The 12,278-nt window shown below is 53.1% G+C and carries 13 protein-coding genes; 3 read left to right on the top strand and 10 right to left on the bottom strand.

Going from position 1 to position 12,278, the window contains the following annotated elements; translation table 11 throughout:
* Nucleotides 1–22 precede the first annotated feature (22 nt).
* From uvrC to rsxC, 10 genes are all read right to left on the bottom strand, one after another.
* On the bottom strand, nucleotides 23–1,864 hold the full coding sequence (uvrC, locus tag F3H12_RS01825; RefSeq protein WP_149677640.1) for an excinuclease ABC subunit UvrC: 1,842 nt from the start codon (nucleotides 1,862–1,864) through the stop codon (nucleotides 23–25).
* A 71-nt stretch (nucleotides 1,865–1,935) separates the two neighbouring features.
* The gene (locus tag F3H12_RS01820) at nucleotides 1,936–2,199 is read right to left on the bottom strand and encodes an HPr family phosphocarrier protein (RefSeq protein WP_149677639.1); all 264 of its coding nucleotides are present in this window, start codon (nucleotides 2,197–2,199) and stop codon (nucleotides 1,936–1,938) included.
* Between the two features lie 89 nt (nucleotides 2,200–2,288).
* Entirely contained in the window at nucleotides 2,289–2,837 is a 549-nt protein-coding gene (locus F3H12_RS01815) for an anti-sigma factor family protein (protein ID WP_149677638.1), read from the bottom strand.
* Nucleotides 2,838–2,841: 4 nt separating this feature from the next.
* Nucleotides 2,842–3,408 carry an RNA polymerase sigma factor gene (locus F3H12_RS01810; RefSeq protein WP_149677637.1) on the bottom strand — a complete coding sequence of 189 codons (567 nt, stop codon included), beginning with the start codon at nucleotides 3,406–3,408 and terminating at the stop codon, nucleotides 2,842–2,844.
* 196 nt (nucleotides 3,409–3,604) lie between these two features.
* On the bottom strand, nucleotides 3,605–4,414 hold the full coding sequence (rnfB, locus tag F3H12_RS01805; RefSeq protein WP_149677636.1) for an RnfABCDGE type electron transport complex subunit B: 810 nt from the start codon (nucleotides 4,412–4,414) through the stop codon (nucleotides 3,605–3,607).
* 16 nt (nucleotides 4,415–4,430) lie between these two features.
* Nucleotides 4,431–5,012, bottom strand: coding sequence for an electron transport complex subunit RsxA (gene rsxA, locus F3H12_RS01800; RefSeq protein ID WP_149677635.1), 582 nt, complete (start codon nucleotides 5,010–5,012; stop codon nucleotides 4,431–4,433).
* A 38-nt stretch (nucleotides 5,013–5,050) separates the two neighbouring features.
* A complete protein-coding gene (gene rsxE, locus F3H12_RS01795; protein ID WP_149677634.1) occupies nucleotides 5,051–5,722 on the bottom strand; it encodes an electron transport complex subunit RsxE in 672 nt (223 codons plus the stop codon).
* The gene (locus F3H12_RS01790; protein ID WP_149677633.1) at nucleotides 5,723–6,316 is read right to left on the bottom strand and encodes an RnfABCDGE type electron transport complex subunit G; all 594 of its coding nucleotides are present in this window, start codon (nucleotides 6,314–6,316) and stop codon (nucleotides 5,723–5,725) included.
* The gene (locus F3H12_RS01785) at nucleotides 6,309–7,244 is read right to left on the bottom strand and encodes an RnfABCDGE type electron transport complex subunit D (RefSeq protein ID WP_207706782.1); all 936 of its coding nucleotides are present in this window, start codon (nucleotides 7,242–7,244) and stop codon (nucleotides 6,309–6,311) included. The genes F3H12_RS01790 and F3H12_RS01785 overlap by 8 nt, the downstream gene beginning before the upstream one ends.
* Nucleotides 7,245–7,277: 33 nt before the next feature.
* A complete protein-coding gene (rsxC, locus tag F3H12_RS01780; RefSeq protein WP_188118317.1) occupies nucleotides 7,278–8,579 on the bottom strand; it encodes an electron transport complex subunit RsxC in 1,302 nt (433 codons plus the stop codon).
* Nucleotides 8,580–9,247: 668 nt separating this feature from the next.
* Here rsxC and glnA point away from each other — a divergent pair.
* The 3 genes from glnA (at nucleotide 9,248) to dapF (ending at nucleotide 12,262) form a co-directional block, all read left to right on the top strand.
* Nucleotides 9,248–10,582, top strand: a complete 1,335-nt coding sequence (glnA, locus tag F3H12_RS01775) for a type I glutamate--ammonia ligase (protein WP_149677631.1) — start codon at nucleotides 9,248–9,250, stop codon at nucleotides 10,580–10,582.
* A 93-nt stretch (nucleotides 10,583–10,675) separates the two neighbouring features.
* A complete protein-coding gene (locus F3H12_RS01770; protein ID WP_188118316.1) occupies nucleotides 10,676–11,266 on the top strand; it encodes an ANTAR domain-containing response regulator in 591 nt (196 codons plus the stop codon).
* A 168-nt stretch (nucleotides 11,267–11,434) separates the two neighbouring features.
* The gene (gene dapF, locus F3H12_RS01765; RefSeq protein ID WP_149677669.1) at nucleotides 11,435–12,262 is read left to right on the top strand and encodes a diaminopimelate epimerase; all 828 of its coding nucleotides are present in this window, start codon (nucleotides 11,435–11,437) and stop codon (nucleotides 12,260–12,262) included.
* Nucleotides 12,263–12,278 lie beyond the last annotated feature (16 nt).

Below are 12,278 nucleotides of genomic sequence, written 5' to 3'. Positions count from 1 at the left end.
ATCATACGGCATCAGGTGAAATTTAATGACCGTTTCCCTTGAGCCTTTCCTTGATGATGAGGGCAAGCTTTGGGCCGATCCCCTTAACGGCGCTGATTTCCTCAAGGCTTGCTTCCCTGATCCTTTTGACGGAACCGAAGGCCCGAAGCAGCGCCCGTTTTTTGGCCTCTCCGATACCCGGGACCAGGTCCAGTTCGGATTGCTGATGGCGCTTTTTCCGAAGATGCCTGTTGTACTGGAGCGCGTACCGGTGCGCTTCGTTCTGGATCGAGGCAATGAACCGGAGGATTTCCTGATCACGGTTCAGATCGATGCTTGCTTCGCCGTTCACCAGCCGATGGGACCGGTGTCTGTCATCCTTGGCCATTCCCCACACGGGAATTTCAAGGCCCAGGTCATCCAGAACCTCCCTGGCTGCGCTGACATGGCCAACGCCCCCATCCACCAGCAGCAGGTCCGGAAGCGTCCCGAAGGCCTCGTCTTCGGAACCGTCCAGGTACCGGCCGAACCTTCTCAGCAGGGTCTCCTGCATGCTGGCATAGTCATTCTGCATGGTGACTGCTTTCATCTTGAACCGCCGGTAAAGGCTGTGTTCGGCGCGCCCCTCCCGGAACACCACCATGGATGCCACGATCTCCGTGTCTCCCGTATTGGAAATGTCATAGGCCTCAATGGCCTGGGGGACTTTTTCAAGGTTGAGGAGGGACCGGAGTTTTTCCAGGACTTCCCGGGACTGGGCGTTTCTGATCAGAACCGTCCTCCTGTACAACTCCAGCTCTTCACGGGCATTTTGCTCGGCCATTTCCACCAGTTCAGCCTTAACGCCCCTTTTGGGTACCAGGATGCTGACCTTCCCGCCCCGTTTCCTGGACAGGATCTCCGACAGCACTTCGGCAGACTCGGGTTCATACTGGAGGGCAATCTCCCTGGGCACCTCCGGATTGGCATCATAATACTGGAGGACAAACGAGTCCATGACGGCTCCCCGGGATGATGCCCCCATCCCTTCCAGCACATAGGAACGCTTGCCCACAAGCCGGCCGGATCGGATGGACAGGACGCTGGCAGCACAGTGCCAGTCGTCGAAATACAGGCCGATAACATCTCTGTCCTCATCCCGGGTAAAATAGACTACCTGTTTTTTAAGCAGTTCACTCACGCTTCTCAGGCGGTCACGTATCACGGCGGCCTTTTCAAATTTAAGCTCGTCGGCATAGCGCTGCATCTCTTCTTCGAGCTTTTTGATGACTTCCTCCTGCCTGCCCTCAAGAAAGGCGCATGCATTCTGGACCATCCGACCGTATTCCTGCTTCGAGATATTCCCGCTGCACGGGGCGGAACATAAACCGATATGGTAGTAGAGGCAGGGTCTTTGCTTTTTGTCGGGGGAGATGTTCCGCTTGCAGGTCCTGATGGGAAAGAGCCTCCTGATGAGTTCCACGGTCTCCCTGACGGCACCCACCCTCACATAGGTTCCAAAATACCTGGCGCCATCCTGCTGGATCTTGCGGACGATCTCGATGCGCGGGTAATCCTCCTGGACGCTGATGCGGATATGGGGATAGGTCTTGTCATCCTTCAGCAGGATATTGTATTTGGGCTTATACTTTTTTATCAGCGTGTTCTCAAGGATCAGGGCTTCTTCCTCGGTTCGGGTGACGATATACTCCAGGGACTCCACATTGGCTACCAGTGTGGCTGTTTTGACATCCCTGTCCTCCCGGTTCTGGAAATAGGACTTCACCCTGTTCTTGAGAACCTTGGCCTTCCCGACATAGATCACCTTGTTGGCCTGATCGCGCATGATATAGACACCCGGCGCATCGGGAAGGCTTTTCAGGGTTTCTTCAATGGTTGCTTTCATTGCCACCTCGCATCCTGACAAATGTTCCGCTTAAGCAAAACCGCCGGCTGAAAGCCGACGGTCATTATTTCCTAATCCGTCATTCCGTTCTTTGCAAATGCTTCCAATTCATTGAGAGCTGTCTCCTCATCCCGGCCATCGGTGATGATGGTGATGGTATCTCCGGGACTGATTCCCAGGGAGAGAAGCCCCAACAGGCTCTTGGCGTTGGCTTTTCTTTCATCTTTCTGGATCCATATATTGGACTCATATTCTGAAGCTTTTTGAATCAGCTTGGCTGCCATCTTGGATTCCAGACCAGTTTTGCACAATATTGTGACTTCTTTTGCTACCATAATAATTACTTCCTCCCGCCTGTTCCCAAGTAAACTGCACTATAATTATATAATAGGACAATAAAAAAGGAAAGCCCTAACCGGAGACCTCAGCCCGGCTGCCGCGCCGCCCTTCCCCTTATGATCAGCACAACCAGCCCTGTGACCATCAGGAACGTAGCGGCCATGAACACAGGCAATAAACTGCCAAATCCCGCCATGATTTTCCCAAAGAGCCTGATCAGAATTGCGGGATCCATGCCAACAGCGCTTAAGGCGTTATACCACAGAGCCGACAGGAACTTAAGACCGGCGGAGATCAGGCTGAACAGGATCGGGCGCAAAACGGGTCGGAAGAGGTAGTACAGGGCGGCCGCAAAAACAATGGCAGCGGCAAGACCTCGCCTGGCTCCCCCTTCTCTTCGGGCCGGAAGAATCTTTTCCCCAGCAATGCGGGACATCACTTTTTCCTTGAGGCCGTCGGGCACCTCGACATCGGCCGCTTCCCGAAGCTTTTCCTTCAGGACCTTCCACCCCGCCAGTTCACCGGCGCAACGCTCACAAATCCTGCAATGGGCTTCAAGTCTTGTCAGCACTTCAGGCTCCAGCGAATCTTCAAGATACCGGCTGAATGTTTTCTGGTCTATGCAATCCTTCATACCGTCAGTCCTCCATAGCCTGTCTCAGCATTTTCCTTGCGCGGAATATCCGATTTTTTACGATGCTCATGGGAACCTTCAAATATTCGGCGATTTCCTCATATTTCATCCCTGCCAGGTGGTAAAGCATCAGGGGCTGCCTGTACTTGGGATCCAGGCGGTTGATAAGGCCTTCTAGCCTGTCCTTCGTTTCCCTTCCTATCACATGCTGCTCAGGCGTACCTTCCGGATCGGTCACCTCAAAGGCATCCTCAATCGGGCAGAATTCCTTTCTTTTTCTCAGAAAATCCGTGCAGGTATTGGCTGTTATGCGGGCAATCCAGGTTGAAAACCTGAATGCGGGATTATAGGATGCCAGGTGCTTATAGGCCTTTGCAAAAGCTTCCTGGGCGGCGTCTTCGGCAAGCTGCGCATCCTTCAGGTAGCTCCAGGCCAGTGAGTAAACAAGCTTCTGGTACCGGTCAACCAATGTTTCAAAATGTTCCGTCCTGCCCTCAAGGCAGAGCCTGACAACCTCATAATCCTGCATCTCTTTTTCCATAACCGTGTATAATACGGTCTGCCGGGCCAATTGTCTGATGTTTTACTCCCATTATACCAAAAAGCGGCAGATGTAACGCCTGCCGCAGGTTTCGTTCCGCACAAAACCGGACAAAAACACAATGAGGCTGCAGGCATCCGGCACCGGCAACCTCGTCGTATGCCCGTCCTCTCTTCATGTTGACAGGTGGGCTTATGCACATGACGATTGGCCTTGCATTTCAAGACTAGTCCATGGGGAAACGCTCGTGCATGGCGTCATGGATGGTGGACTGGGGACAAACCTCTGCGCATTTGCCGCAGTTCTCACATTTTTCATGATCGATGCGGGCCAGGTTGTTTTCAACGGTAATGGCGCCGGCCGGGCACACCTTCTGGCACTTCATGCAGCCGATGCAGGCCACCTTGCAGTTCTTCCTGGCCACCCCACCCTTGTCCTGATTGGCGCACAGGACGGTAAAGCCTGTCAGCACCGGAACAAGCCGGATGATTCCTTTGGGGCATTCAGCCACGCACATGCCGCAGCCCTTGCATTTTTCCGGAATGATTCGTGCCAGCCCGTTCTTCAGCTCAATGGCATCAAAGGGACAGGCGCGCTGGCAGGAACCAAGCCCGATGCAGCCGTAATAGCACTGAGACATCCCGCCTCCCAGCTGATTGGCGGCGTGGCAGTCCTGAACACCCTGATATTCATACTTCATATCCGCTTTGGTCCAGGTACCCTGGCAGATAACCCGGGCCACCATCTGGGATACCTCTCCTTCGTCAATACCCATCAGTTCTGCAATGGCGTTAATGCCTTCCTTGCTGTTTACAGGGCATTTGCCGGGAGAGACGCCTTCATTCACGATGGCCTCGGCAAGCCCATCGCAGCCTGAGAAGCCGCAGGCACCGCAGTTGGCTCCCGGAAGAAATTCCCTGACCTTTTCTATTCTCTCGTCAACCTTCACCGCGAACACCTTGGAGGCATAGGCAAGACCTATGCCAAAAAACAGGCCAAGGCCCGATACGACGGCGACGGGTATGATAATGCTCATGATTGCTACCCCCTTCTTACTGGATCACTAATCCCGCAAATCCCACAAAGGCGATCGAAACCAGGGACGCGGCGATCAGGGTGATGGGCATGCCCTTGAAAGTTTCCGGGATATCGCAGGTCTCCAGCCTTTCCCGGATGGCGGAAAACAGGATGAGGGCCATGGTGAAGCCCAGCCCGGCGGAAAAGCCGAAGAATACCGCCTGCAGGAAAGTGTAATTCCTTTCCACGTTGAGGAGGGCCGAACCCAAAACCGCACAGTTGGTGGTGATCAGCGGAAGATAGATACCAAGGGCCTTATAAAGCGGCGGGACCAGTTTCTTCAGCACGATCTCCACAAACTGCACCAATGCAGCGATAACCAGGATAAACGCGATGGTCTGCAAGTATTCCAGATCATTGGGCTTCAGCAGGAACTCGTTCACTGCCCATGTGGCCGCTGAGGCCAGGGTATTGACGAACACCACCGCGCCGCTCATGCCCAAAGCCGTGCTGGATTTCTTGGATACGCCCAGGAATGGGCAGATACCCAGAAACTTTGACAGGACAAAATTCTCAATGAACATAGCCCCGATGAGTATGACAAAAAGCTCTTTCATAACCAACCATTCCTTTCAATATGTCCCCGGCTCCTGATTTATGAGGCTTTCTCGCAGCCCGGGCAGCCCATGGCGCATTTTTCAGACTCTTCCGCAGTCTTGGTCTTCTTGCTCTTGTTGGAGAGTTTATTGACCAGGGCGATGAGTAAGCCCATGACCATAAAACCGCCGGGAGGAAGGATCATAATGGTCGCAGGGTCAAAGAGATCTGCGGTCAGGGCAATGCCCATCCAGGTTCCGGCGCCCAGGATTTCACGGATAGACCCGATAGCAAACAGCGCCGCGGTAAATCCCAGGCCCATCCCCAGGCCGTCGAGGGCCGAGAGGAGCGGCCCATTCTTGCTGGCAAACATTTCGGCCCTGGCCAGGATGATGCAGTTAACCACAATGAGCGGGATATATATGCCCAACTGCTCGTTCAAATCGGGGAAGTAGGCCTTCATCAGCATCTGGACGATGGTCACGAAGCCTGCAATAACCGTAATGAATATGGGAATACGCACCTTGTCGGGTACAATTTTTCGGATCAGTGAGATCACCACGTTGGAACCGATGAGCACCGCTGTGGTGGCTATTCCCATCCCTATGCCGTTTTTGGCCAGAGTCGTAACCGCCAGAGACGGGCACATACCCAAAAGAAGCCTCAGCGTCGGGTTTTCCTTCAATAATCCATTGGTCAATATGCTAAATGCTTTAGGCTTCCCTGCCATTTACTCTCCCCCCTTCACAAGACTGCGGACCAACGATGCCGCTTCTGATATCCCGTTTGATACGGCGCGACTGGTGACGGTGGCGCCGCTTAAGGCAGCGATGTCCCCGTCCTGGGAAGGCGCAGTCTTGACAACATGGTACAGATTCTCAGGAATGGTTCCAAGGTATTGTTCCAGATAAGTCTGGTCCTGGGCCTTTGAACCAAGACCCGGTGTCTCGCTGTGGGACAGGATCCTGACACCGGTAACCGAAAGGTCCCTGTCTATGCCCACAAGGATGCGGATTGCCCCGCCATAGCCCCTTGGGGTCACTTCCACAACGTATCCGACGGTTTCGCCGCCGGCTTCGGCCTCGTAAAGGTTCTTAATCGTCTCTCCAGGCTGGTAACCCCGGCTGATGAGCGTTTCCCGATCCACGGCATCGGAGAACGAACCGGCACCGGGCAGGACAACCGAAAGGGATTTCTGGAGCGCCGCTTTATCTCGTTCTTCAATGATGGGCTTGGTTACTCCGTTTACAACCGCCAGGGCGCCGGTGATGATAACGCATACCAGGAACAAGGTGATAGCCGGTTTGATGATCTCCTTATACATGTTTCCCACCTCCAAAGGGCTTCGGCGCCGTGTATCGGTCAATAAGCGGAACCGCTGTGTTCATCAGCAGAATGGCATAGGATACGCCTTCCGGCAAATTGGTATACAATCTGAAGACAACCGTCAGGAAACCGCATCCAAAAGCATAGATAACGGCACCTTTCCTTGTCATGGGGCTGGTGGTATAATCGGTGGCCATGAAGATGGCGCCGATCAGCAAGCCACCCGCCAGCACATGGAACAGCGGATCGCCTGTCATAAAGCCTTCAGGTCCCAATATCCAGGAAAGCAGGGCCACCGTGCCTATGTATATCGCAGGGATCTCCCAGGATATGACCTTTCGGATGAGCAGATACAGGCCGCCGAGGATCAGGGCAAGGGCCGAGGTTTCCCCCAGGGAACCGCCGATTTTACCTAAAAACATATCAAGATAACTTGGCAGTGCGCCGCCCTCTTTCAGGACGCCCAGAGGGGTTGCCGCCGAGATGGCATCGGTTGCGTCAGCTCCTCGGGGAACAGATACCTGGGTCATCTTCGTGCCATAGGCCACCAGCATGAAAACGCGGGCACCGAGGGCAGGATTGATGAAGTTCTGTCCGATTCCGCCAAAGAGCTGCTTGATGACGACGATGGCAAAGAATGAGCCCACAACGGCCATCCATTTGGGTATAGCCGCCGGCAGGTTCAGTGCAAGAAGGACCCCGGTCACGGCAGCGCTGAGGTCTGAAACGGTATTGCTGCGCTTGAGGAGCTTCCTTGCCAAAAACTCAAACACTATGCAGGAAACCACACAAACGATAATGGTCAGAGCCGCATCCAGCCCGAAAAAATACACTCCCGCCAGCGATGCAGGTACCAGAGCAATCAAGACATCCAGCATGATTTTGGAAGTGGAGGCATCGCTTCTGATATGCGGCGATGAACTCATCAACAACTTGTTTTCCAATTTATGCCCACTCCTTTACTTCTTTGCGTTCCTTCTGATATAGTCCTTGCCGATGCGGATGGACTGAACCATCAGCCGTTTGGCCGGACAGGCGTAAACACAGCAGCCGCATTCAATGCAATCCATCAAATGGAACCTCTGCGCCTCTTCAAATTGCTGGGTTTTTACCAGCCTGTCCAGTTCCAGTGGCAGAAGTCTCATCGGGCAGGCGCGCACACAGCGGCCACAACGGATGCAGGCCGTTTCCTCGGGGATCCTGCCTTCGTCTGCATCCAGGGCCAGCAGGGCATTGGTATGCTTCAGTACCGGCAAATCCAGCGAATACTGGGAAACGCCCATCATGGGACCACCCATGATCACTTTGCCGGGTTCGGATTTGAAACCGCCGCAGAAGTCAAACACTTCCTTCAGCAGTGTCCCGATGGGCACTTCAACGTTCTGGGGATTCCGAACAGCAGAGCCGTCCACTGTCACCCGCTTCTTGACAAGAGGCATGCCGGTCTTCAGATAGGACGCCACAAAAGCTACGCTGGCAACGTTCATGACAATGCATCCCACATCTGCAGGCAGTTTCCCTGACGGGACTTCCCTTCCTGTAAGGGTATAAATCAGGGTTTTTTCAGCCCCCTGCGGATATCGGGTAGGCAGGGCATGCACCGTTATGGAAGGTATATTCGAAACAGCCTGTTTCAGCATCTTTATGGCTTCAGGCTTGTTTTGTTCAATACCGATCAGGGCTTTTTCAATCCCGGTCCATTTCAGCACATGCAGGATACCCTCTATAATCCCCTGCGTGTTCTCCAGGCATTCCCGGTAGTCGGAGGTTATGTAGGGTTCGCATTCTGCCGCGTTGATGATCAGGGTATCCACCTTTGTCCCCTTGGGAGGATTGAGCTTCACATGGGTCGGAAAAGCCGCACCTCCAAGACCTGTAAGGCCGGATGCCCGGATTGCGGCCAGAAAGCTCTCCCTGCTGTCAACCACCGGAGGCTTGACTTCTTCGGAGATCTCCTGCAGGCCGTCCGGTTTGATTTCAACGCACATGACAGGTCGGCTGCCTGACAGAACCACCGGCTCCACCCTGGTTACCGTTCCCGATACGCTGGAATGGATGGGAGCTGAAACATAGGCATCCGTATCACCGATGACCTGACCGACCTTGACCGTATCGCCCTTCTTGACCTTGGGCTGGCAGGGCGCACCCAAATGCTGGGCCAGGGGTATCAGGACCACCGATGGAACGCCCATCGGGACAGTCGCCTTTTCCGCCGTATTTTTTTGCTGAGGAGGATGTACGCCTCCTTTGAACAGTTTCATATCTATCACTCCAATAAAACCTATTATGTTCCCCTGGTATTTGCGTCACGCCATACGAAATCTCGCGGAATGGACAATATGAAAAATGCAACACAGACATATGAACGGAACGGTTCTTCCTCAGCCGTTCAAGAAAATCATAACATAGTCCATTCGCAAAAGGTACAGCAATAAATGTAACCGCTGCATGATTCAACCTGAGGCTTTTCTGCTGAAACGTCACTGCAAACGGGAAGGTGTCGAAAAAGATTTAGTCATTTATTTGTGTATTGCCCCCAAATGTTAATATCTTGACAGTGTTTGAACAATGTATTTTAAATACAAAAAACATTATAAACGAATTCCTGCAGCTTTTACAGGCTATTTTGAATAATTATTTATTTAACAAACATTATTTATTTTTTAACATTTTTTCGAGGAACGATGAGTCAGTTTTTTTACAGCTCAAGCCCTTCCAGATCAACCGGATCAGGGTTCTGTCTTTGCATGCGTCATGTGCAATTAAAACCAAAAATGCTATACTTATTTCCAGAGGCGATTCGTAAGGCTAAGCCCTGCAGGGCATGAATCACTTGGATTGACGGCGGATGCAGCACTCCGCTGCGTTGCTCTTTTTGTATGCATATGGTATTCAAACTGTTTTTATATTGATCAGGGAGTGATGTTGGATGGAAAAGAAGATGAGCGTACAGGATGTTCTGAGCCAGGCCAGGGGCAATGGTGTGGAATTCATACGCCTGCAGTTTACCGATCTTTTTGGGATGACAAAGAACGTGGCCATCACCGTGGATCATCTGCAGAATGCCCTGGAAAACCGATACATGTTCGACGGCTCTTCCATTGACGGGTTTGCCCGGATAGAAGAATCTGACATGATCCTGTATCCGGATCTGGACACCTTTCAGATATTCCCATGGACACCCAGCAACGGCCGGGTAGCCCGTTTGATATGCGATATTTATCACCCGGACGGAACACCCTTCGAGGGGGATCCCAGGTACATCCTGAAACGCGTCATCAAACAGGCTGCCGATATGGGATACACATTCAATGCGGGGCCTGAATGCGAATTCTTTCTTTTCCATACCGATGAAACCGGAAAACCCACCACACAAACCCATGATATGGGCGGTTATTTCGACTTGAGCCCCATGGATCTGGGCGAGGATGCCAGACGGGATATCTGTCTTACCCTGACAGCCATGGGCTTTGATGTGGAGGCTTCCCACCACGAGGACGCCAATGGCCAGCATGAGATAGACTTCAGGTATGACGAAGCCCTGCGGGCTGCCGACAACCTGATGACTTTCAAAATCATTGTCAAGACCATTGCCAAGCGCCACGGCCTGTACGCCACCTTCATGCCCAAACCCCTTTCCGGGATGCCCGGAAGCGGCCTGCATATCAATATGTCCCTGTCAAGGGACGGGGAAAACGTCTTCTATGACAGCAAGGACAAATATGGTCTGTCCCGGGAAGCCTACAGCTTCATGGCGGGCATCATGGCGCATATCCGTGCCATCACCGCCATCGCCAATCCCATCGTCAACTCATACAAGCGCCTTGTTCCGGGATATGAAGCACCCGTATACATCACCTGGGCCACCAGGAACCGCAGCCCTCTGATCCGCATTCCCTCCGCCCAGGGCGAAGCAACCCGGATTGAACTGCGCAGTCCCGATCCTTCCTGCAACCCCTATCTGACCTTTGCGGTAATTCTGGCAGCCGGGCTGGATGGCATCAGGCAGGGCCTTACCCCGCCGGCGCCGGTTGAGAAAAACATCTACCTGCTATCAAAGGAAGAGCGCCAGGCGGCAGGGATCGGAAGCCTGCCGGAGACCCTGTATGAAGCCTTGCAGGCTTTGCAGGACGACAGGCTTATCACCGACACCCTGGGACCCCATGCCACATCCCGGTTCATCCAGGCAAAGCTGAAGGAATGGGATGAATACAAGCAACAGGTGCATCCATGGGAGATTCAGAAATACCTGTCTCGCTACTGAACCATCTTTATCGCACTTTCCGTTTGCCGGACAGAAAGGAGACCTGTGGATACCGTCTGCAGAATCATGTTGGTTTTCCGCCAACAGGAGACATTGGAAAGAATCAAAGGCATCCTGGTTGAAAACGGGCATCGCGTATTATTCTCATGCACATCCGGCATGCAGGCCTTAAGACTTGCCGGCCTGCACGACATCGATATCGCGGTGGTCGGTTTCAACCTGTCGGATATGTCAGGCATCCATTTTGCCACTGATCTTCTGGCAAAACGTTCATGCTCGGTCCTGATGATCGTGCCTGCGGAACAGATGGCCTATGCGCGGCAGAGCATTCAGGGGGAGGACATCGTCTGCCTGCCGAGGCCTGTGTCACCGCAGGCCCTTTTAACCTCCATCGAGCTGATGATGCAGTACAGGGATCGGTTAAACCGGATGCGGGCTGAAACCCAAAAGCTGAAAGACGATCTGAAGCGGCGTTCGCTGGCTGACAAGGCAAAGACCCTTCTGATGCATGCGCACCACTTAAGTGAATTTGAGGCCTGGAGATTCATGCAAAAAGCAAGCATGGATACCGGAACTCCCCTCCTGGAAATCGCAGAGAAAATCGTCGAAAAATACGGTCCTGTCAAACAGGACAAAGCAACTCCCCAAGATGGCCCTTCCCCCGAAAAAGACCATAAAAAGTGAACAACTTGCAAGACACTGTTTTGCAACTTGCATTTCAGGGTTTACATCGTGTTCCTTTGTGCTATAATAATATACAGAAAAGAGTTGTAGCAGGTACTACTCATAATTCGGCATATTCGGTCATACACTGCACAACATAACGCCACAAACCGGAGGGACACGATGAAAATACGCTTCAGCAAGATGCACGGCATCGGCAACGATTATGTTTATGTCAACGGTTTCACCGAAACCATAACCGATCCCGCCGCCGCCTCCATCAAGGTGAGCGACAGGCATTTCGGGATTGGCAGCGACGGTCTGATCCTCATTCTGCCTTCCCAGGTTGCGGATTTCCGCATGCGGATGTTCAATGCCGACGGTTCCGAAGGAAAGATGTGCGGCAATGGCATCCGATGCGTGGGCAAATTTGTATACGATATGGGGTTAACCAACAAAACCGAGGTTACGGTGGAGACCCTGGCAGGCATCCGGAAGCTCGTCCTTTATCCCGGCATGGATAACAAAATAGAAAAGGTGCGGGTCTGGATGGGTGTCCCGCGTTTTTCCGACCGGGAAGATATTCCCGATTTGCCTGAAAAACGGTTCCCCGTCACCCTCACAGCCCACGACAGATCCTTTGATTTTTACTGCGTGTCCATGGGCAATCCCCACGCGGTCACCATGGTGGAGAACACCGATGGATTCCCGGTGGACGATTATGGTCCGGAGATTCAGAAGAAACCCATCTTTCCGGAATCGGTCAACGTGGAGTTCGTGCAGCTGGTTTCACGGACAGCCATCAAAATGCGGGTATACGAGCGTGGCAGCGGCGAGACCCTGGCCTGCGGAACGGGCGCCTGCGCTTCTGCGGCTGCCCTGATGCGTCTTGGCCTGATCGATCGGAAAGCCGAGGTCCATCTTCTGGGAGGAACCCTGGAGATAGACTGGCAGGAGGACGGCCTGTACATGACCGGACCGGCCACCCATGTCTTTGACGGCGAGATTGAAATCTGACGATGGAGGTTAGAGA

Source organism: Thermoclostridium caenicola (genome assembly GCF_900142095.1).
Lineage (GTDB): Bacteria > Bacillota > Clostridia > DSM-8532 > DSM-8532 > Thermoclostridium_A > Thermoclostridium_A caenicola.
Note: the sequence above shows the minus strand (reverse complement) of the source record. Positions and strands in the feature narration are given on the sequence as shown.

Bases quoted from the DNA above. Each gene is read 5' to 3' on its own strand.
- uvrC (WP_149677640.1), bottom strand. From the start codon at position 1,864: ATGAAAGCAACCATTGAAGAAACCCTGAAAAGCCTTCCCGATGCGCCG.
- F3H12_RS01820 (WP_149677639.1), bottom strand. From the start codon at position 2,199: ATGGTAGCAAAAGAAGTCACAATATTGTGCAAAACTGGTCTGGAATCC.
- F3H12_RS01815 (WP_149677638.1), bottom strand. From the start codon at position 2,837: ATGAAGGATTGCATAGACCAGAAAACATTCAGCCGGTATCTTGAAGAT.
- rnfB (WP_149677636.1), bottom strand. From the start codon at position 4,414: ATGAGCATTATCATACCCGTCGCCGTCGTATCGGGCCTTGGCCTGTTT.
- rsxA (WP_149677635.1), bottom strand. From the start codon at position 5,012: ATGAAAGAGCTTTTTGTCATACTCATCGGGGCTATGTTCATTGAGAAT.
- rsxE (WP_149677634.1), bottom strand. From the start codon at position 5,722: ATGGCAGGGAAGCCTAAAGCATTTAGCATATTGACCAATGGATTATTG.
- F3H12_RS01790 (WP_149677633.1), bottom strand. From the start codon at position 6,316: ATGTATAAGGAGATCATCAAACCGGCTATCACCTTGTTCCTGGTATGC.
- F3H12_RS01785 (WP_207706782.1), bottom strand. From the start codon at position 7,244: ATGAGTTCATCGCCGCATATCAGAAGCGATGCCTCCACTTCCAAAATC.
- rsxC (WP_188118317.1), bottom strand. From the start codon at position 8,579: ATGAAACTGTTCAAAGGAGGCGTACATCCTCCTCAGCAAAAAAATACG.
- glnA (WP_149677631.1), top strand. From the start codon at position 9,248: ATGGAAAAGAAGATGAGCGTACAGGATGTTCTGAGCCAGGCCAGGGGC.